Origin of the sequence: Neolewinella litorea (assembly GCF_004803465.1) — a bacterium.
Classification (GTDB): Bacteria; Bacteroidota; Bacteroidia; order Chitinophagales; family Saprospiraceae; genus Neolewinella; species Neolewinella litorea.
On sequence record NZ_SRSF01000001.1, the window covers coordinates 1,212,769 to 1,232,838 of the forward strand.

Below are 20,070 nucleotides of genomic sequence, written 5' to 3' on the forward strand. Positions count from 1 at the left end.
CGGCCTACCGGCCTAACCACTTGGCACGGCGGGCGACCGCCTCCGCCGACGCGTCCGGGAGCAGTCCGCTGCGGTAATCCGGAGCGGGGGCGGCTACAAATTCTCCGGTCTTGTTCTGACCCAACTGCAGGAAACTGATGGGATAGGTTTGACCGATCCGGAGACCGGCAACGGCCGCCTCCCATTCGGACCGGGTCCGGACGGGGGTGCCATCGACCGCGCTAATCATACTTCCCTGATCCACGCCCGCGGCGTACAGGGGGTTGGTTGCGTACACCGGTCCGGCCACGAGTAGCCCCTCCTCATCCTCCTGCAACTGCAGATTGAAGAAGCCCGCGCTATCGGGGCGGGCCTGCACTACCTCGATTCCATAGGGTTGCAGCAGTCGGCCGTAATCGGGAAGTTTGCTGCCGTGGATGTGCTCCTCAAACCACCGGGCCGCCCAGGCGGGATCGGAGGCCACTTCACCCAGGGCCAGCTGGATGTCACGGATATGGTAGGGAATCTCCGGTTTGCCGTAGCGCTGCCACATCAGGCGCATGAGTTCATCGAGGGTGTGACCCCGCTGCCGCAACTCGAGATCGAGGGCCAGGCCCAATACGGCTCCGTAGGTATAATAGCTGATGAATGTGTTGGCGAAATTATCGGGGTCGTTGGCCGTGGCAGCGTCGACGAAAGGGGCCAGCCGGCTCATTTGAGCGGGTCCGCGGTAGCTCCGGCCCGGTGAATGGACCACGTAGTTGAGTTGCGCGGCCAGGTTGGCGGCGTAGTCTGCCGGGTTGAAGATTCCGGCGCGCACCAGGGCCAGATCGTCGTAATAACTGGTGAAGCCTTCCGCGAACCAGAGTTCCGAGCTCATATTGACGTGGTCGAAGCTGAAGGGTTCCAGACTGGCCGGTCGGATCCGTTCCACGTTCCAGCTGTGGAAAAATTCGTGACTCACCGTACCGATGAGGCGTTGCTGATTGCCTTCGAGGTTCACCGGGGCGGAGCAGATCGTGGAGTTGCGGTGCTCCATTCCGTCGCCCCCGATCCAGGGGTTGTAGGAACAGAGAAAGACGTAGCGGCCGTAATCGAAGGCCGGCAGCTCACCGAACACCCGTTGCTGGGCATGCACTACGCTATCAACCCAGGCCACGTAGTGATCAAAGGTATCGCGGCTGGCTTCTCCTATCAGGGCTACCTCTATGGTATCTACCCGCTCGCCGCTGCTTACCGTAAACTCCCTGCGCTGCAGGGTACCGACCATCGTGGGTGAATCGTAGAAATAGTAATAATTCGGTGCTGCAAAGCGGCGGTTACCGAGATCTACCAACTGAGTGGCTACTTCCCATTCCGGGCGCTGGTCCGGGGGGAGTTGCAGCAGGATGGGCCGGTCGTTCAGGGCTTCCCCGTAGAGAAAACTGGCCGGCATATTCAGGTGCAATTTGCGATCGTCGATCCCGGAGTACGTACCGTCGCCGTAATTCGCGAACAGGGTGTACCGCAGGGTTACGCTGCCGCCGTGGCCGGTTATGGCCCAGGTGTTGGGATCTACGCGATCTACCCGCACGGTCCGCGCCGGGCCGGAGGTGGGAGCACCTTCAGCCTCCAGGGAATATACGTTCCGGGCAAAGTTGTGCTGCGCGTAGCGTCCCGGACTGGACTGGGGCATTTTGACGTAGAACACTCCGTCCGGCACGGCGGGAAATTCGACCGTGATGCCCAGTTCGTGCTGTTGTACCCGACTTAGATCTAGCGTGTACACGATCGTTCCCGGATGATCGGCCACCCAGGAAAGCTGGGCGGAGAGTGGTAGTGAGAGGAAAAGGAAAAACAAAAGTGGCCAGGGCATACGGGGTTCAGCTTAGGGTGGACAAGTCACGGACGAACGGGCGGTAACCCAGGGCGTGGGCTTTGGGCAGAAAATCACGTGCCGCCTGCGCGTCGGCGAAAGTACCGAGAATGACCTTATGCACCCCATCCATTTGCGCTACGATAACCGGTAGTTGAAATTGATCTTCGAGCCTGGCCACCAACTGCAGGGCGTTGGTCGATTCGGCGAAGGCGCTGACCTGGAGGCCAAAGCCGGTGCGCGGCGGTGGCTCAGCCTTTACGCGGAACACCGGCCGGGCCGGGGCCGGGGATGGCGTCGATCGCTCGGCCAGTCGCATCGCTTCCGCCACCGCGCGCTCGGCGTTCACGCGGCCGTAGCCGAAACGGGGACTGTATCCGAGGGCATTGTATTCTCCCGCCCCTCCGATCTTATCGGCCGTCCGCTCCAGGATCGACTTGACTTCGGCGGCGGTCAGGTTGGGATTGGCCGCCAGCATCAGCGCGCACACCCCGGCCACGAGGGGCGTAGCCCCCGAGGTACCTCCGAAGTGCTTGTGGTAAGGCCCCCGGTCACGACCGTCGACGTAGTACCTTTTCTCCGGGGGGAGTTGCGGGTTGCCGGGATCCCAACTGGCGCGGGCGGCCAGTAAGGGCCAGCCACCATCGCTGGGGGCCACGACGCTGAGTCCGGATCCCCGATTGGAGTAGCCGGGATGAGTATCATTGCTGGTGGAAGCGCCCACCGCGATCACTCCCGGCAATTCGCAGTAGTAATTCAGGTATCCTTTTCCTTCGTTACCGGCCGCAAACAGCACGACGCAGCCTTTGCCCTTGCGCCCCTGGGAAACCGCCCGACTGACGGCGCGCGCATGATAAGTGCCCGGCCGGAATCGCGGGTCGACAGTGCCCCAGGAGCAGGAGATCACGTCGGCCCCGTTTCGGATACAGTGGTCGAACATGCGCTCGGTCAGGTAGGCCGAATAGGTAAGGCCATGCAGGGGCATAAGCCGCGATTCCGGAGCCACTCCAACGATCCCGGTGCCGTTAGCGGCAGCCACGGCCACGCTGGCACAGGGAGTGCCGTGGGTGCCGTAGGCTACCCCGGTGGGCAGGGTGGCCGCTCCGCTGGATACGGTGAGTGGTGCGACCGCCTTGCCCCGAAGGTCGGGGTGGTCCAGGTCAAAGCCGTTGTCGATGATCGCCACCGTTATCCGGGCAGAGCCGAGGCTCCCGAGTCGCTTCCAGGCGGCCTGTACCCGGGCGTCGGCGCCCCGCTTCGTCGGAAAGTCGGGCACGCCGGGCACGAAACCGGGGTTGGACAGCGACCATTGCTGGTCGAAAAGCCCGTCGCGGGGCTCGGAGAAGTATTGATCGAGGGGAACATCCAGGTCGGGAACCGCGGTGCGGACCATGGCCAGTTTTTCCAGTTCCCGCGCGACGTGGAGCGGGTTGCGGCTGCGCTGGGTCACCGCCAGCAGGACCGTCCCGTCGGGCCGCCTTTCCCGCACTTCCAGGTGGTACAGATTGAAAAGGGCCTGGCTTTCCGCCTCTCCCACGCCCGGGGCCAGGGTGCAGTAGATCATCCCCGTGGGGATGACCGGCCGATTGTCTTTCTCGGCGAAGTACACATGAGTGCCCACCTCCACCTCGTCTTGCTGTCGCAGGGAATCCAGGGTATCCTCCACATCGTCGCCCTCGTCCAGGCTTACCACCTCAAACCCGCCCAGATCGGAGAGCAGGGGCTTTCCGCCACCAGTCGGTGTTTGCGGGGTGACGGCTTTCAGTCCGACGAGTTGCCGGCTTTTGCGCAGCGCCAGGGGGCCCCGCGTAGTGGAAATGCGGTATTGACTCATGAAGGAAAGGTACAGCGGCCGGACCGGAGGGGAAGGTGAAATTGTGAGGGTTTACGGGAGGGGAATAGGAATAAAGGTGGTGCCGCAAGCGGGTGCCGGACAAAAATACCGGCGGCTGGCAGCGACGGAGCGGTAGAAACCGTTTACCTTACGGTAATTCCGGCGCTCATCCGCGACCAACGTATGAGGGCCTTTTACCCGTCAGCTTTTTATGGATTATTCAATTTGCCTGGAGAACGACGAAGAACGGTTCGTAGCCGCCCTGCTCCGGGGTGACCGCGAAGCGCAACGCGTCCTTTACGAAACGCACTACAGCGCCCTCATGTCCATCTGTCAACGCTACACCGGTACGGAAGACGAAGCCATGGATCTGCTGCACGAGAGTTTCATCAAGATCTTCGGGAAAATAGGCCGCTACGAAAGCGGTACGGCCCTGCTGGCCTGGATGCGTCGCATCACGGTCAATACGGCCATCGATCATTACCGTCGGAGTGTCCGGCGGCGTACGGAAGACATCGAGCGGGCCTACCAGGTGAGTTCGGATCTGCCGGACGTGATCAGCCAGTGTTCCGCGAAGGAGATATTGGTTGCCGTCCAGCAACTGCCGCCTACCTACCGCACCATATTTAACCTGTACGTGATTGAAGGGCACAGCCATAAAGAGATTGCCGAACGATTGAATATTACTGATTCCACCTCGCGTTCCAACCTGGTAAAAGCGAGAAGTAAGCTCCAGAAGGCGCTTACTGCCCCAGGCCGCTAGTAATGAAACAAGAAAAACACCCACTTGACGAACTGATCCGCCAGCGGATCACCAACCTTCCCCCCGGCCCCGCCCGGGGCTGGGAAGGGCTGGAGCGCCGTTTGGATGCCCTGGAAACTTCCGATCAGGCTATAGTCGAAAAGTTAGGTTCCCTGGCCCCGGCCGCGCCCCCCGGCAGTTGGTCGGCCTTCGAGCAAAAACTCACCGCTGCGGAAGCGGCCACCGCCGCCGCCGTCGACGAGGCGGTAGCCACGGTACTCAAACAGGCCGGCCCGCCCCCCGTATCTGGCTGGGCCCAACTCGCCGCACGCCTGGAACTCATCGGCCAGCGCCGCGAGATGGTGGTCTGTCTCAAGATCTCCGAAGCCGCCCTGTTGCTCAGTATGCTGTTACTAGCCCTGCGGTTCGGCGATACCACCGCACCCAGCCCGCCCATCGCCGCGTCAAATACCGCCGGCGGTTTCCCCATCGCTCAGGATGCCGTGCCACCCACCGCAACGGATGATGCCACCGTAACAAGCAATAAGCAGGCTGCTGCACTCCCGAACAACACCCAAAGCCTGCGGGCCAGAACCGGCCGACCGGCCAGTAGCCTCCCCACGGCGGTGCACATCCCCCGTTCGGATCGGGAACTTGCGCTTCCCTCTCCCCGTTTGCTCACCCGGGCGGTCAATACCGTGCCCACCAACAGCTATGGCGTCAAACGGAAACAGCCGCGTATCTACGCCCCGCTACACTATGACGGACTGTTCACCGGCGAGCCGGTGCAGTACTTCCTGAACGCCTTCGTCTCACCGCTCGACCTAAACCAAGTCATCACGCAGTCCAACCCGCAACTCGGTATCGAAGGCCAGAGCAAACTGTCTACCGGTTACAGCATAGGCACACTCATCGATGTGGCCCAGGCCAAGAACGCCATCCAGGTCGGTTTCATTTACGGCTACCGCTCGTACGTGCCGGCCGAGATCCTCAATATCGAACAGGATTCCCTGCTGACCCCCCAGGATGAGAATATCCGCTACGGTCGACTGACTTACCGCACGCTTTCCCTGCCCCTCAATTACGAACGCGAGCTCGCCGCTAACGACAAATGGCGGTTATCCGGCGGCATTGGCATGGCCATGAACGTCATTCTGAGTTCGGAATTCCAACTCGCCGACAACTACACCAAGGATGACCTGGAACGCGTGATCGATCACTTCGTAGCCAACCACCAATCCAGCACGGATGGCCGGGCCTCCAGCGGACGGCGGAACATCCTCTATCCCGAGGTAGGTTACCTACAGGGTGGATCGATCTTCGACAACAGCAGTCTCTACGTGAGCGGCAACCTGCGCATCGAGCGCCTGCTCAATGACCGCTGGAGCCTGTACTTCTCCCCCACCGTCACCCGACTGTTCACGGTCAGCGATACCGACGGCGGTAAGGGTCCCCTGGAAGACCGTATCCACAATACCATGCTGCGGCTGGGTACCCGTATTCGCCTGACCGACAAGTAGCCTCGGATCGTTAATCTTATCTTAGCGCGGCAACCACTGCCCGATACGCTAACGTTTTCCGTTCATGATCCGACTGTTTATCCTGGGGGCTATGCTCCTGTCCCTCACTGCTTTTGCTCAGGAGCGCGCCCCGCTTCCCACCACCGACGCGGAAGCCCGCGCACTGGCGGCAACCATTGAAGCGGATGACCTTCGCCGGCACCTCACCATCCTCAGTGCCGACGATATGGAGGGCCGCGAAACCGGTGAACCCGGCCAAAAGCGGGCCGCCGCCTATCTGGCCGAGCAGATCGCGAAGCTCGGCCTCCCGGCCATCGGCGAAGACAACGGGTACTACCAGACCATCAAGTTCAGTCGCCAGAAGTGGGACACCATCGCCATGAGCGTCGACGGCCGCGAACTGCGGCACCTCTGGGAATTCTATAGCGCACCCAGCCGAAACACCGACCGAGAGGATCAGTCCATCAGCGAGATCACCTTTCTCGGCTACGGCATCGACCATGAGCGGTACAACGACTATGCCGGTCACGATCTGGCCGGTAAAACAATCATGATCTTCGCCGGTGAACCCCGGGGCCGCGACGGCAATTTCCTGATTACGGGCACCAAAGATCCCAGCGCCTTCAGCCTGGACGACGGAGCCAAACTGCGGGCAGCCCGCGAACACGGTGTCGAAACGGTCATCGTTATTGACCCCACCTTCAAGAATAATGTACAGGAGGTACGCCGGGAAACCCTCGACGGCCGCCTGAAAATGACGGATCGCACCGAATCGGAGCGGCAAGAGGCCAACAACATTTACATCACGCCCGACCTCGCCCGTACCCTGCTGGGGAAGGAATACCGTAAGGTGGTGCGCGCCCGCAAGCGTGCGGAAAAAACCGGTCGGTTCCGCCCCGTAGTTGTCCCAACCGACATTCGCCTGGTGCAGGACAAGGAGACCCGCGAACTGATCGGTGAGAACGTGCTCGGTTACCTGGAGGGCAGTGACCCGGAGCTGGCCGACGAAGTAATCGTAGTAAGTGCCCACTACGATCACATCGGCAAGCGGGGCGACGCCATCTTCAACGGGGCGGACGATAACGGATCCGGTAGCAGTACCGTACTGGAAATTGCCGAAGCCTTCACCGAGGCGGCCCGGTCCGGAAAAGGGCCCCGGCGCAGCGTGCTGTTCCTGTGGGTGAGCGGCGAAGAAAAGGGACTGCTCGGATCAGAATACTACGCCAGCCACCCCATCTTCCCACTGGCTAATACCGTGGCCGACATCAACGTCGACATGGTCGGGCGCATCGACCCCGCCCACGAAGGAAATCCCAACTACATCTACGTCATCGGCAGCGACCGGCTGAGTACCGAACTCCACAACATCAATGAGGCCGTCAACCGAGACTTCACGCAGCTGGAGCTGGACTACACGTACAATGCCAAGGACGATCCCAACAACTTTTACGAACGGTCAGACCACTACAACTTCGCCGAACGCGGGATACCGAGCGTCTTTTTCTTCAACGGCACCCACGCCGACTACCACCGGGATACGGACACGGTAGACAAGATCAATTTCGACAAGATGGTCCGTATAGGTCAGCTGATCTTCTACAACGCCTGGCAATTGGCCAACCAGGATAAGCGTATCGAGGTAGACGTCAAATAGGCTTCGCTAACGACCGAATAGGCTGGACCAAAACGACTCGCCCGTTTCCTGATTGTAGGAAACGGTAGCCACAGTAAAGGCCAAAACGGCAAGGATGATCCCGTACAGGAACACGTTGTAGCAAATGCGGAGGTAGGTGTACTTTTTGGCCAGCACCACGCCCAGGTAGTAAAGGTCACGTGTCATGGTGGAGTAAAGGAAGTCCTCGTCGCGGATCATCTCCATCATACCGTAGTGGAAGTCCTCCAGCTTCATGTTGTAGAAGTTGCCGAAGAACAGCAGGTTGCTGCGCCGCGCCTTGATGTCTTCCAGGCTGCTGTTGCCCTCCGTCACCTTCGGGCGGGTGGCCTGAATGGCGTAGAACAGCGAGAACAGGCACACGCCGACCAGCACGATGGTGGGCAGGGTGAGGTGCGGGTTACTGTCCAGTTTGGGGAAGAGGTTGGCCGCGGAAATGCTCAGGATGATGGCGTTGACCGAGAGCATAATATTGGCCTTGTTGTCGGCGATGCTGCTCAGGTTTACGTGGGTACGGTAGGTGGCCCGGTACATGGTCTCCACCCCCCGGCCGGGCTTGAGGTCGCTTTCCGGCGGACCGGCTTCGGCTCGCTCTTTGAGCTTCTTCTTCTTTTTGCGTTTGACCTTTTCCAGTTCGTCGAGGCTGGCCGGCGTCTGGTCCGGGAAGAGGGCCTTCTTGCGTTTGTACAGTTGTTTAACGTGCTTGCTCTTGCGCTGCCCGAAAAGCTCGCGCGCCGCCTCGGTGTGGTACTCGTGGCGCAGCATGAATTCCAGTTCAAAATCGATCCATTCCTGGTCCGACATGACCATCTGCCGCGTCAGAGCAAACTCCTGCCGCACGCGGCCGCAGCGGTCCCAGTAGCTCAGGTCGCCCAGGTGGCTGAGGTCGGCATCGGCCACGATCTCTTCCAGAAAATTGCGCGGGTGCTGCGGCATGCGCGTGGCCATGATGGCCCCGCGGACGGCCGAGATCAGTTCTTTGTCATCAATGCCGCGTTCGCGCAAGAACTCCTCGGCGTTCTCGGCGCTGCGGACTTCGTGATTTTCCCAACCCTCATTGTAACCGGTATCGTGGAACCAGGACGCCAGCCGGATGATGAGTAATTCTCGCTCGCTGAGCTCGTAACTCTGCGCCAGTTCCAGGGCTGCTTCGACGACGGCGACGGTATGCTGGAAATTGTGGTAGACATACTCGGGGTCGATGTGCTCCCGGATGTAATCCTCCACGTAACTTTCCACCTCGTGCAGTAGCTCGGTTGTCTCGATTGCTGGGTCCATTACAGTAAAGATAACCCCGATGCGGGTTTGCGCGTTTTATAGTTGAATCCACGACGTGTTCCCCGACATGAACCTACAGCCTTACCGACGCTTTTTCAGCCGCAACCGTTTCTGGGCCCGTCTGGGCGGCCTGGCCCGCGCCACGGGCACGAAATCCATCTACACCGCCCTCCTCCTTTACTACGCCTACGAACGAAAGGAAACCCCGAAGTGGGCCAAACGGGTGGTGCTCGGTGCGCTGGGTTACCTGCTAATGCCGTTGGACGCTATACCCGATTTGACGCCGATCCTGGGATACACCGACGACGTGAGCGTGCTGGCGGCCGGGCTGGCCACCGTGGCGGCCTACGTCAACGAAGAGGTACGCGACCGGGCCAAGGACAAACTCGCCGAGTGGTTCCCGGAGGCACGCACTGAGGACGTCCGCGAAATTGACGAGCGCCTGTAAGCCCCCCGGCTGCAAGTTGCCACGCCTTACCTTTGTCAACATCCTAAACACAACTCAATGACCGGTCCCAACAACCGATTTGCCACCGCCCTGATGAAAGCCCTGGAAAAGAAGAACCTGGAGGGCTTCGACTACCTGGAATTCAAGCAATCGGTCGGCCGACTCACCGAGATCGGTATGGACCTCGATACGGCCATTAATTCGGCCTTCATCACCGGTTCCTCGGTGGGCCTGACCAAGGAGAAGCTTGTCAAGACCGCCAAATACTATTCCGAAGTGCTGCAGGACGAAAAAGCCCAGTTCATGCGCAGCCTGGAAAAGCACCTGGTCGACAACGTCGAAGGCAAGGCCAAGCAGACCGGTGAGTTAAAGAAAAAGATCGCCAACTGGGAGTCCAAGATCGAAGAACTCCAGCAGCAGATCGCCGCAGCCAAGGCCCAAATCGAGGCGGCCGACTCCCAAATCACCGCGGCCCGCACCAAGGCCGAGGAGAACCAGAAGGGATTCGACGAAGCCCTGGAGGTCATCACCAAAACAATCCAACAGGACGTGGCCGATATTAACCGGGTCCTTTCCTAAACTTTCCCTGCATGTCCTTACCGAGCCCCCCCACAAAAAAGTCATTTTGGCAGCGCCCCGAGGGCGTTACCGGGCTCATATTCCTGTTTGCGATCGCGGCAGCCCTGGGGTTCATCTTCACCACCTTTTCGGGGGTCATACTGCCGTTCCTCTCCACCACCATCGGCATCGTCGTCGCGGCGGTGACCCTGCTGGCCGTGGTCTTCGCCATCGCCGACCCCCGCACGCGCACCCTCTTCGGCTACCTGTACAAGAGCGCCATGCGTAAGGTGACCGGGATATTCGTTAACATCGACCCCATCGGTATCCTCAAGACCTACGTTGAGGAACTCGAGCGAAACCTGCAGGAAATGCGCAAGCAGATCGGCAAGATCCGGGGGCAAATGCGGCACCTGACCACCCTGATGGAAACCAACGAAACGGAGGTCAAGAAACAGCTCAAACTTGCCGCCCTCGCCAAGGAGAAAGGCAAAAACCAGCAAATGATCCTCAGCAGCCGACGCGCCGCCCGGCTGCGGGAATCGAATCAGAAGTACCAGGTGCTGCTCACCAAAATGGAGATCCTGAACCGGGTCCTCAACCGCATGCACCAGAACAGCGAGGTGTTGCTTGAAGACACCCGCGACCAGGTAGACCTGCGCATTCAGGAGCGCAAGGCCATTCGCGCCAGCCACGGCGCCATGCAGTCGGCCATGAGCGTCATCAACGGCGATCCCGACCAGCGCGCCATGTTCGACCAGGCCATGGAGGCCATCGCCGAGGACGTGGCCAACAAGGTGGGCGAAATGGAACGGATGATGGAGCTCAGCACCAGTTTTATGGACAGCGTGGATCTGCAGAACGGCGTTTTCGCCGACGAGGGATTGCGCATGCTCGAGGAATGGGAAAAGAAAAGTGAGCTCCTCCTCAGCGAAGGGCACATTGAATTCGACCTGGACCGCAAGCCAGGCACTACCGAGGCGGCTGCTCCCGAGCAGGACAAGCTCGACCTTGATGACCTGAAGCGGCGGCCCGACCCACAGACGCGGGGTACCGGCGGCGAGACCGGCTACGATCAGTTCTTTACCTGAGCCTTACCAACCCGCCCCGTACTGCTCCACCAGAATGTTGTCGTAAGCGTCGGCCTGCTCAAACAGGTATTCGAACCTGGGCAGGGCCGTATCCACCGATAGGTAGCGGTCGTAGATCAGCAGTGAGAGGATAATGTCGCGTCCGTAAGTCGAAAAGCTCAGTTGCCGCATCCGCGCGTTTTCCCGCAGCAGGTATTCGAACAGCGCGGCGGAAGGCGGTTCGGGCAGTTGACACAGGTAGGCGTCGCCGGTCACCAGTCCACTATCTTCGTGGTACGCTACCTGTATGCTGGCGCTCCCCTGCCGGATATGCCAGAGGTTCGGCCCCCGCCGGGCGAGGCGTGGATCGTGGCCCGCTACGCGGATGATCTCCTCGATGGTGGCGTTAACGCCCGTAGGCGCCACGTCTTCCACCATGGAGGGAAGGGTAAGCTGGGCGGCGCAGTGCGGACAACGCCCGCTCGACGGCCGGTCGGTTTCGAAGGTGATGTTCTGGCAACTGAAGCAGCGGCTGCCCGGACTACCCTCCCCTTCCAGGAACGCTTCGAGAATGGCCAGCAGGAGCGGCGAGGGCAGACTCAGGCTCCTTTCCTCGGATTCCGGATCATCCTGCATATTGATGCCCACCAATTCCCCCTTCGCGGTGTAAAGACCGCTTCCGGCCAGCGTGTTGCCCGCGCGACCGCTGTGTACCAAGTAGGGTATGCCGTTGCGCAACCGTTCCTGCTCCATGATCCAGCCGGTGGCCGAACGGCGGGCTTCCCCGAAGAACTGTCCGATGGCCTTAACTTCGGTACCTACCTCCGGCAGGGTGGCAGCGATGGACAAGGGTGCCGTTTCCAGCGGGGCGTTGAGCCGCAGAAAGGCCAGATCGTAGTAGGGGTCGAGGTAGATTACCCGGGCGAGTTGTTCTTCCACTCCCTCTCGGCCGACAACCACGGAAGCATTCTCGCGCACCACGTGCTCATTGGTAACGATGAGGTCGGGGCCCGGCAAATAGGTGCCGGTACCGGTACTGAAGGGGGTGGCCACCTGGAAAACGTGCATCGGTGCGGGGGAGGTTTGCCCCCGAAGGTAAGCCGGATGCCCCTTCCCGGCTCATTTCGGGTTCGGAATTACTGCCGATCGGTGATTCTATTCCCATCTTTGTGGCGTGGAAGCACCTCTACCCTATTACCGTCGCGTTTCCGGTGAGCAGCTGCAGTTGAGCCAGACCCTGCAACGGCGCTACGACCGCCTCGCAATCGTGCGTTTGCTGGTCTTCTTCGCCGTGGTGGCGCTGCTGATCCTGGCGTGGTCGGGTGGTGTGTGGTGGGGCCTGACAGTCACCCTTGTCGCCGTAACAGCCCTGACCTGGGGCGTACGGGCGCACCTGCGCATCGGGAAGCGGGCGGACGGCGCGCGGGTGCAACACGAACTCGCGGAAGCCGAAATCCGTGGCTTACACCACGATTTCCGGGACCGCCCCGACGGTGCGCAATATTCTGACGCCACCCACCCCTACGCGACCGACCTCGACCTGTTCGGTCCTTATTCCCTTTACCAATTCCTGAACCGGACGGTCACCGCCGTCGGTTCCCGTCGGCTGGCCGATCAACTGCTCAAGCCCGCGCCGGTGGAAGTGGCCGATGCCCGGCGACGAGAAGCCCTCGCCCTGGTGCCGGATCCGGATTGGTGCCTGGAATGGCGGCAGCACGGCGCAGACCTGCACGACAAGGATGCCTACGCCGCCCGCCTCCTGGAATGGGTAGAACGCCCCCCGGTGGTTACCGGCCGCTTTGCCCATCTCATGCGCTGGGCGGCCGTACCGCTGTCGCTGACCGGTCTGTGGTTCTGCTTCACCCAGGAGCCTTGGCAATTGGGACTGTTGTTCTTCGTCCCAGCCTTCCTGCTGCTGCGCAGGTTGTCGGAACCCGCCGCCATCGAACACGCCTACACCGCCAGTGCCGGTCGCGCGCTGGCGGGCTACGCACGGCTCCTGGCCCACTTGGAGGACCGCTACCGGCCCGAATCGCCCGAGGCCGCGCCGGCCATTACCCGGTTGGGGTACTACGTCAGTCAGCTCGACGTACGCCACAACCCCTTCGTATTTGTGCTGGAGATCACCGGACTCTGGAGCCTGCACTGGCTCTACCGTCTGGATCGTTGGCGGACGGCCCACCGGCACGACCTTCCCCGGTGGCTGGAAGAGCTGGCCGAGGTCGATGCCCGGGTTTCCTGGGCGACGCTGCGCTTCAACCGGCCGGAGTGGACCGAGGCGGAATTTACCGAGGAGCCCATTCTGGAGGGGGAGGCCCTGGGCCACCCCCTACTGGCGCCGGAGGTGCGGGTCACCAATGATATTCGCCTGCAGACCGACGGACACATCCACCTGGTTACCGGGAGCAATATGGCGGGCAAATCCACCTGGCTGCGCACCGTAGGCCTGAACCTCGTGTTGGCCCGCGCCGGAGGCCCCGTCTGCGCGCGGCACCTGCGCACCGCCGCCCTGCAGGTATGGACCTCCATGCGGACGCACGACGACCTGAGCGAAAGCACTTCCAGCTTCTATGCCGAACTTAAGCGCCTGAAGGCGATTATTGAAGCAGTGAGCGACCCGGAGCAACAGGTCTTGTTCCTGCTGGACGAGATCCTGAAGGGCACAAACAGCCGCGACCGCCACACCGGAGCGCGGGCCCTGATCCGTCAACTCATCCGGGAGCGGGGGGCCGGCATCATCGCCACCCACGACCTGGAGCTGGCGGCCCTGGAAAACGAGGACGGACCCGCCGGCCACCGGGTAGAGAATTACGCCATGGAGGTGCAGACCCGGGATGGGGAGCTGACCTTCGACTACAAACTGCACCGGGGGGTGAGCCGAAGTTTCAACGCCACCGCACTGATGGCCCGCATGGGCATACAGATCGACCCCGAAGACATCAAACTGACCCACGATTAAACAACACCCATGAGTAAAGGAAAAATTCTCGTCGCCGGCGGCACCGGATACATTGGTAGCCACACCGTGGTGGACCTGTTAGAAAATGGATTTGAGGTGGTGAGCGCCGACAATTACCACAACAGCAAGGCCAGCGTACTAGACGGCATAGAGGCCATCACCGGGGTACGGGTGGTAAACCATACCGTTGACCTGGCGGACCCCATTGCCACAGCGCAGCTGTTCGAAAAGCACGCCTTCGACGGCGCAATACACTTCGCCGCCTACAAATCGGTGGGCGAGAGTGTCGACCGTCCCCTGGCTTACTACCGTAACAACCTAAACAGCCTCCTGAACGTCATCGATGGATTGCGGCGGCAGAAGAAAGGCAACCTGGTTTTTTCCTCCAGCTGCTCCGTCTACGGCAACGCCGACGAACTGCCCGTGACGGAAAATACCCCGCGCAAACAGGCGGAGAGCCCCTACGCGCGCACCAAGCAAATGGGTGAGGACATCCTGTACGACGTATGCGCCAAACACCCCGAATTCGCGGCGGTGCTGCTGCGCTACTTCAACCCGGCCGGCGCCCATCCCAGCGGCAAGATCGGTGAGGACGCGGCCAACACCGCCAGTAACCTGGTACCGGTAATCACCGAAGTCGGTGCCGGAAAGCGGGAGAAACTGACCGTCTTCGGCAACGACTACGATACCCGCGACGGAAGTTGCGTACGCGACTACATCCACGTGTCCGACCTCGCCCACGCCCACACCCTCGCCCTAGAATACCTCATGTCTGGCCGCCAGACCGAAAACCCCGCCCTGTTCAACCTGGGCATCGGGGAGGGACTGACAGTGCTCGAAGCCATCAACGCCTTTGAAAAGGTTAGCGGCAAGTCGCTTAACTACGAGATCGGCCCGCGCCGGCCCGGGGACGTCGTAGCGGTATACGCCGACCGCAGCAAGGCCACCGAACTGCTGGGTTGGGAACCGAAATACGGCGTGGAAGACATCATGCGCACGGCCTGGGCCTGGGAAGAAAAGCGCTAGGCATGTACCTGCGGCTACTCGGAACGGCCACCTCGCAGGGGGTACCCGTCATCGGTTGTCATTGCGCGGCCTGCGACTCCCCCGACCCGCGCGACAAGCGGCAGCGAACCAGTGCGGTGCTTTGCGCCGGTGAGGCGCGGCTTAACATCGACGCCGGCCCGGACTTCCGACACCAGATGCTGGATGCGGGTATCGAGCGCCTGGACGCCATCCTGCTCACTCACGAGCACAACGACCACACGGCCGGGATCGACGACGTGCGCCCCTTCTGCTTCATGCAGCAGATGGATATGCCGGTGTACTGCCTTGACCGCGTGGCACGGGAACTGCGCGAACGCTTTGCCTACGCCTTTACCAACTACCCCGGCGTGCCGAAGCTGGACGTGCGGACGGTGAATTTTGGAGACCGGATTGAATTCGGTGGCCGGCCCGTCGAGTTGCTCCGCGTCAACCACGGGAAACTGCCGATCCTGGGTTTTCGGGTGGGGGGACTGGCTTACCTGACCGACGTCAAGACGCTGCCCCCCGAAACGTTGGCCCGTTTGGCGGACCTGGATACCCTGGTCATCTCCTGCCTCAACCACCACGGTACGCACAGTCATCTGTCGCTGGAGGAGACCCTGGCCTACGTGGACCAGTTGCGGCCGCGGCGTGCGGTATTGTTCCACCTGAGCCACCGCCTCGGTCCCCACGCCGAGTTCAGCGCTTCGCTGCCGCCGGGCGTTGAGGTGGGCTACGATGGCATGCAACTGCCCGTTTGAGGAGATTATCCGTCCCGGATGCGTTAACCACCCGTTAAAGCGGCCGCCTGGCCCCGCAATGGTCGTCGGCTTACCGTTCTCCGGTCACCAAGCGTTTACCTTTGTCGCCTGCATGAAACTTACCGTCTATCCCATCATCTTTTGCCTTTGGGCCCTCTTCGGAACGGCCTTCGGTCAGACCCGCCCGGTTCAGGCCGAGCGGGAGGTGGTGAGTATTGACCACGCCAATGAGCTGCTGCTGCTCCGCCAGGGCAGCGTGCAACGGTTGATCGGGGAGGTGGAACTGAGCCAGGACAGCATTTTCATGTACTGCGACAGCGCCGAACTGGTGCGGGAGGTCCAGCTCTACGCCTACGACAACGTGACCATTCAGCAGGGGGACAGCATCGCTGCATTCTCCGAATTCCTGGATTACAATGCCGAAACCTTGCTGGCGAAACTGCGGACCGACGTCGTGCTGAAGCGCGGAGAAACGGAACTGTTTACCGACGAACTGGAATACGACCTGTCCACCAAACTGGCTACCTACCATACGGGGGGCCGCGTCACTAATGGAACCACCGAGTTAAGCAGCACCCACGCCTATTATTACGCCGATGCGCGTAACGTCTACTTTCGCGACAGTGTGGTGGTGGTCGACGACCGATTCGAGATGCGGGCCGATACCCTGCGCTACGACCTGGGAAATGAGATCGTATACTTTCTCGGCCCCACGGTGATTCGCAGCGATACGCACACCATTTACTGCGAGGCGGGCTATTACGACGTGGCGCTGGACCAGGCCGTCTTTCGGAAAAACGCCCAGTACCGGAGCGGCGACCGGTTGGCCGCGGCGGATTCTATCCGCTACCTGGGCCGGGATGAACTCTACGTTCTGCAGGGTGACGCTTACGTGGCCGAAGGAGAATTCCAGCGCGCCACCGCCGACCGCATCAACTACTTCCGTGCCCGCGACCGCTACCAGCTGGAGGGGAACGCCATGGTGGTTGATTCCGCTCAGACCATTCGTGGCGACACCATCGACTACAACGCCGCCACCGAGTCCTACGCCGTGAGCGGGGGCAGGCCAGAAGTATCCAATCCACCCATGCTTATGGTGGCCGACCGGATGTACTCCGACGACGAGACCGGTCTGGGCCGCGCGTCCGGGAACATCATCTGGCGCGACACTTCGGCCGACTTGCGCATTGAGGCGGAACAGGCGGACTACCGTCGGGAAACGGGTTACCTGAAAGCCTACGGAGGGCGTAGCGGGCGAGCATTGCTTACCTCGGTGCTGGACCAGGATACGCTGTACATGGCTGCGGACACGCTGCTGTCCGTCCGGTCCACAGAGACCGACGCGGCGGGCGATACCATCCGCTATCTTTCGGCCTATCACGACGTTCGCATTCTCAAGACCGACCTTCAGGCGGTGGCCGACTCCCTGGGCTTCAATACCGTGGACTCAGTACTCACGCTGTACCAGAACCCTATCCTCTGGCAAGACACCAGTCAGCTCACCGCCGACACCATCGATCTATACCTGAAAAACGACCAACCCGACCGCGTACTCCTCCGGCGTAACGCCATGGTAATAACCTCGCCGGACCTGGTTTTCTTCAATCAGGTGAAGGGTAAGGAAATCGTTGCGCATTTCGACAGCAGTCAGCTAAAGCGCACCGAAGTGAAGGGCAATGCGGAGGCCATCTACTACGCCCAGGATGAAAGCGGGGGGTATATCGGGGTCAACAAGACCGCCTGCAGCGCGATGGTGCTGTTCTTTCGCGAAGGGGGCGTGCAGCGGATCAAGTTTCTAAGTGCCCCTTCCGGTCGGCTCGATCCCATGGATGCGGTGGACCACCAGGGCATGCGCCTCGATGGCTTCCGGTGGGAGGCGGAGCGGAAGCCCCTTACCCTGGACGATCTGTTCATCACCCGCCGGAGCATTCCTCCGGATGTCTTGCTCGTGGCTCCCAATGCGGACTGATTACTTTTGCGGTATGGTGAGAATGACGATCCTGCTGTTGGTCGCCCTGGCCCAGTCTGTGGTGGCCCAGACCGATTATACCCTGCGGGCGGCGCAGGCCGAACTGGAGTCCGGTGACTACCGCCGGGCGGTGGAGATACTGGACAGCCTGGAACCGGGCGGCATCGTCAGTCCAGAATTCTATCTGGCCCTCGGCAACGCACGCTTTGAGACCGGGCAGACGGGCAAAGCCATTCTTGCCTACGAAAGGGGGTTGCGGCTCCGACCGGGCAACCTTGACCTCAACAACAACCTGCGCTACGTCCGTGAGGAAGCCGGCATCACCGCTCCCGAGCTCCCGGAGTTTGCCTTACTGCGATGGTGGCGGCTGTTCGGTGCCTGGCTGGGTATGACAGGTGCCTACCTGGCAGCCGTGTCCTGTTGGTGGCTGGCGGTGGCCGGCGTGATCTGGTGGTACCTGCACCGGCGGGAAATGGAAGAGAAGCGCCGTTTCGCCCTTTTGCCCACGGCCCTGTTACTGGCCCTGCTCAGCGGCGGTTTTTTTCTGCTTGCCGAGAGCCGCTACGCCGCCCTGCATCAATCGGACGAAGCCATCCTGGTAACTGATGCCACCCTGCGCGTCTCACCTACCCTAGACGGGTCAGTAGAGGCCGAACTAGGTCAGGGCCACAAACTTTACATCGTAGATCATGTCAACAGCTTTGTCAAGGTACAGCTCCCCAACGGCCGACAGGGTTACGTAGCCGTCACCGACATCGAGGTAATCTAGAAGCTGGCCGAAGTGATCAGGTTGATCTGGTCGCGCCCACCGGTAGCGAAGAACTGGTTCATATAGCCAACTTCAAAACGCAAGCCGGGCCGGGCCACGTAGCCCAGTCCTCCGTAAAGTCGGTTGCGATCGAAAGGTCGGTTCTCCGTGGTCACAAAAATTTCGTTGTAGGCGGAGAGGTACCAGGTCTTAGGCCCCATCTCCTGGCCGCTGAGGGGCAGGTTGAAAGCAAGAAAGTACCGGAAACGAAATCCGAAGTCCTGGTTCTCTACAAACCGTTCCTCAAAGCGATACCGGTGCTGTACGCTGACCGGCCCCAATTGTTGGCGCGTAATGATCTGCTGGTAAATCCGATGCTCATTGACCTCCACCTTGTCGAGGGCGGGATCCACGTAGTTCTGACTGTTGATGTAGCCGTAGCCCAGCAGCACGTTCAGGTTGTCGGTGACGTCATAGCCTACACCGGTGCGCAGGAGCAGTTGTTCCAGGTCACCGATGGCGTTGTAGTTTCGGTACTGTACCTCGTGGTGGAGATTCCAGCGATCGCCAAGGTCTTTGTTGCCGAAGTAGATGATCCAGTTTCCCAGTTCACTGTCCTGGGCGGCAAGGCGGGGGACGGAAAGGAGTAGGCACGCAACGAAGGCGATAAGTAGTTTGGGCAAAACCGGACATTTTAGTGGCCGCAAAGGTAGACACCCCAGGGAATAATCCGGTCCTACACCTTCTCGATGTCGTACCGATCTAGTCCGAGATTCTCAATAATGGTGATCAGCTTCTCGGCGTACCGCTTGTCGGTAGCGTAGCCGCATGCCTTCAGCCCGTGCGCCCATTTGCGGTAATCGATCCCGTAACCGTGGAGGCGGGCGTAGCGGGTGGTGTTGAGCAGGATGCTGTGTTCGCGGAAAGATTCGGCTACCGAATCGAAAACCCGGAACATATCGTAGCGGGTATCGTCACCGTAATTACGGCAGGTGCAGCCCAGGCATTTGGTGCGGCATTTAATTCCGAAGTGATTGTTGGAATTAACGGCCAACTTGCTGTCTCCGGCATTGCTTTCCAGCAACGCCTGAGCCAGGGTGATGCTGGCCGGGATACCGTATTCCAGCATTTCCCGCCGTGCCGCCGGGGCGTGGCGGCGGATGTAGTCACTGACTCGCTTGCGCTTGGCGGCAATTACGGACCGTGGAAGCCCCTTTCGCTCACCGTAGTCGGGACTAAGCACCAACGTAAGGTTACTGATGTGCGGCGCTGGATCGTCGGTTGGGGCCAGGCTGTTGAAGTCGTCAAAGGTGGTTGACGTTTCGGGCCGATCATCGATGTGGTCCACCTCCTCCACGCGTACGGACTCGGAAAAGACGCGCCGACCCAGGCTCATAAACCATTCGCCTACCCCGGCCTCAGTGATCCTGCCCTCCGAAACTTGCTGGACGGGCTCATGGATATCGACCTGTACGACCAGTCCGCGACTGATGCAGAGGTAAAGGATGATCAGCAACAGCACGATCTCGAAGCCATAGTCCAGGGCCTGGTCAAGAAAACGGCGAATACGTTGGCCGGTTGGGGAACGGTGGGGAACAGAATCGGGGGCAGGCATCCGGAAATATTTTAGGGTTTGGCGGTATCGGTTAAG

Annotated in this window: 17 protein-coding genes; 11 read left to right on the plus strand and 6 right to left on the minus strand. The window is 60.7% G+C overall.

The window, feature by feature from the left end; all coding sequences use genetic code 11:
- Positions 1–4: 4 nt before the first annotated feature.
- Both E4021_RS05040 and E4021_RS05045 read right to left on the minus strand, forming a co-directional pair.
- Positions 5–1,834, minus strand: coding sequence for a M61 family metallopeptidase (locus E4021_RS05040; protein WP_136456947.1), 1,830 nt, complete (start codon positions 1,832–1,834; stop codon positions 5–7).
- Between the two features lie 7 nt (positions 1,835–1,841).
- Entirely contained in the window at positions 1,842–3,668 is a 1,827-nt protein-coding gene (locus tag E4021_RS05045) for a S8 family serine peptidase (protein ID WP_136456949.1), read from the minus strand.
- A gap of 211 nt (positions 3,669–3,879) precedes the next feature.
- Here E4021_RS05045 and E4021_RS05050 point away from each other — a divergent pair, with 211 nt between their 5' ends.
- The 3 genes from E4021_RS05050 (at position 3,880) to E4021_RS05060 (ending at position 7,584) form a co-directional block, all read left to right on the plus strand.
- Positions 3,880–4,431, plus strand: a complete 552-nt coding sequence (locus tag E4021_RS05050) for an RNA polymerase sigma factor (RefSeq protein ID WP_136456951.1) — start codon at positions 3,880–3,882, stop codon at positions 4,429–4,431.
- Positions 4,432–4,433: 2 nt separating this feature from the next.
- Complete coding sequence (locus E4021_RS05055; protein WP_136456953.1) at positions 4,434–5,930, plus strand: PorT family protein; 1,497 nt, start codon at positions 4,434–4,436, stop codon at positions 5,928–5,930.
- Positions 5,931–5,994: 64 nt separating this feature from the next.
- A complete protein-coding gene (locus E4021_RS05060) occupies positions 5,995–7,584 on the plus strand; it encodes a M28 family peptidase (RefSeq protein WP_136456955.1) in 1,590 nt (529 codons plus the stop codon).
- Between the two features lie 6 nt (positions 7,585–7,590).
- Here E4021_RS05060 and E4021_RS05065 read toward each other — a convergent pair whose 3' ends face one another.
- On the minus strand, positions 7,591–8,880 hold the full coding sequence (locus E4021_RS05065) for a Pycsar system effector family protein (protein ID WP_136456957.1): 1,290 nt from the start codon (positions 8,878–8,880) through the stop codon (positions 7,591–7,593).
- Between the two features lie 67 nt (positions 8,881–8,947).
- Here E4021_RS05065 and E4021_RS05070 point away from each other — a divergent pair, with 67 nt between their 5' ends.
- Genes E4021_RS05070 through E4021_RS05080 form a run of 3 tightly spaced genes read left to right on the plus strand, consistent with a single transcriptional unit; the run spans position 8,948 to position 10,977 of the window.
- On the plus strand, positions 8,948–9,328 hold the full coding sequence (locus E4021_RS05070) for a YkvA family protein (protein ID WP_136456959.1): 381 nt from the start codon (positions 8,948–8,950) through the stop codon (positions 9,326–9,328).
- Between the two features lie 57 nt (positions 9,329–9,385).
- Positions 9,386–9,907, plus strand: coding sequence for a hypothetical protein (locus tag E4021_RS05075; RefSeq protein WP_136456961.1), 522 nt, complete (start codon positions 9,386–9,388; stop codon positions 9,905–9,907).
- Positions 9,908–9,918: 11 nt separating this feature from the next.
- A complete protein-coding gene (locus E4021_RS05080; RefSeq protein ID WP_136456963.1) occupies positions 9,919–10,977 on the plus strand; it encodes a PspA/IM30 family protein in 1,059 nt (352 codons plus the stop codon).
- 3 nt (positions 10,978–10,980) lie between these two features.
- Here E4021_RS05080 and E4021_RS05085 read toward each other — a convergent pair whose 3' ends face one another.
- Positions 10,981–12,024 (minus strand): trypsin-like peptidase domain-containing protein, encoded by a 1,044-nt coding sequence (locus E4021_RS05085; RefSeq protein ID WP_136456965.1) that lies wholly within the window; start codon positions 12,022–12,024, stop codon positions 10,981–10,983.
- A gap of 106 nt (positions 12,025–12,130) precedes the next feature.
- Between E4021_RS05085 and E4021_RS05090 the strand changes: the two genes are divergently transcribed.
- The 5 genes from E4021_RS05090 to E4021_RS05110 all read left to right on the plus strand — a co-directional run bounded on the left by E4021_RS05090 (position 12,131) and on the right by E4021_RS05110 (position 18,440).
- Entirely contained in the window at positions 12,131–13,915 is a 1,785-nt protein-coding gene (locus E4021_RS05090) for a MutS-related protein (RefSeq protein ID WP_136456967.1), read from the plus strand.
- A 9-nt stretch (positions 13,916–13,924) separates the two neighbouring features.
- Entirely contained in the window at positions 13,925–14,941 is a 1,017-nt protein-coding gene (gene galE / locus E4021_RS05095) for a UDP-glucose 4-epimerase GalE (protein ID WP_136456969.1), read from the plus strand.
- Positions 14,942–14,943: 2 nt separating this feature from the next.
- Complete coding sequence (locus E4021_RS05100) at positions 14,944–15,702, plus strand: MBL fold metallo-hydrolase (protein ID WP_136456971.1); 759 nt, start codon at positions 14,944–14,946, stop codon at positions 15,700–15,702.
- A 112-nt stretch (positions 15,703–15,814) separates the two neighbouring features.
- The gene (locus E4021_RS05105) at positions 15,815–17,671 is read left to right on the plus strand and encodes an OstA-like protein (RefSeq protein WP_168797468.1); all 1,857 of its coding nucleotides are present in this window, start codon (positions 15,815–15,817) and stop codon (positions 17,669–17,671) included.
- A gap of 13 nt (positions 17,672–17,684) precedes the next feature.
- The gene (locus E4021_RS05110; protein ID WP_136456975.1) at positions 17,685–18,440 is read left to right on the plus strand and encodes an SH3 domain-containing protein; all 756 of its coding nucleotides are present in this window, start codon (positions 17,685–17,687) and stop codon (positions 18,438–18,440) included.
- Here the strand turns inward: E4021_RS05110 and E4021_RS05115 are convergent.
- Complete coding sequence (locus E4021_RS05115) at positions 18,437–19,102, minus strand: DUF2490 domain-containing protein (RefSeq protein ID WP_136456977.1); 666 nt, start codon at positions 19,100–19,102, stop codon at positions 18,437–18,439. The genes E4021_RS05110 and E4021_RS05115 overlap by 4 nt on opposite strands.
- 53 nt (positions 19,103–19,155) lie before the next feature.
- On the minus strand, positions 19,156–20,034 hold the full coding sequence (locus E4021_RS05120; protein WP_136456979.1) for a glycoside hydrolase family 73 protein: 879 nt from the start codon (positions 20,032–20,034) through the stop codon (positions 19,156–19,158).
- Positions 20,035–20,070: the final 36 nt, after the last annotated feature.

Coding starts and splice junctions, on each gene's coding strand:
- E4021_RS05085 (WP_136456965.1), bottom strand. CDS start 12,024: ATGCACGTTTTCCAGGTGGCCACCCCCTTCAGTACCGGTACCGGCACC.
- E4021_RS05065 (WP_136456957.1), bottom strand. CDS start 8,880: ATGGACCCAGCAATCGAGACAACCGAGCTACTGCACGAGGTGGAAAGT.
- E4021_RS05045 (WP_136456949.1), bottom strand. CDS start 3,668: ATGAGTCAATACCGCATTTCCACTACGCGGGGCCCCCTGGCGCTGCGC.
- E4021_RS05105 (WP_168797468.1), top strand. CDS start 15,815: ATGAAACTTACCGTCTATCCCATCATCTTTTGCCTTTGGGCCCTCTTC.
- E4021_RS05100 (WP_136456971.1), top strand. CDS start 14,944: ATGTACCTGCGGCTACTCGGAACGGCCACCTCGCAGGGGGTACCCGTC.
- E4021_RS05050 (WP_136456951.1), top strand. CDS start 3,880: ATGGATTATTCAATTTGCCTGGAGAACGACGAAGAACGGTTCGTAGCC.
- E4021_RS05040 (WP_136456947.1), bottom strand. CDS start 1,834: ATGCCCTGGCCACTTTTGTTTTTCCTTTTCCTCTCACTACCACTCTCC.
- E4021_RS05120 (WP_136456979.1), bottom strand. CDS start 20,034: ATGCCTGCCCCCGATTCTGTTCCCCACCGTTCCCCAACCGGCCAACGT.
- E4021_RS05110 (WP_136456975.1), top strand. CDS start 17,685: ATGGTGAGAATGACGATCCTGCTGTTGGTCGCCCTGGCCCAGTCTGTG.
- E4021_RS05055 (WP_136456953.1), top strand. CDS start 4,434: ATGAAACAAGAAAAACACCCACTTGACGAACTGATCCGCCAGCGGATC.
- galE (WP_136456969.1), top strand. CDS start 13,925: ATGAGTAAAGGAAAAATTCTCGTCGCCGGCGGCACCGGATACATTGGT.
- E4021_RS05080 (WP_136456963.1), top strand. CDS start 9,919: ATGTCCTTACCGAGCCCCCCCACAAAAAAGTCATTTTGGCAGCGCCCC.
- E4021_RS05070 (WP_136456959.1), top strand. CDS start 8,948: ATGAACCTACAGCCTTACCGACGCTTTTTCAGCCGCAACCGTTTCTGG.
- E4021_RS05060 (WP_136456955.1), top strand. CDS start 5,995: ATGATCCGACTGTTTATCCTGGGGGCTATGCTCCTGTCCCTCACTGCT.
- E4021_RS05075 (WP_136456961.1), top strand. CDS start 9,386: ATGACCGGTCCCAACAACCGATTTGCCACCGCCCTGATGAAAGCCCTG.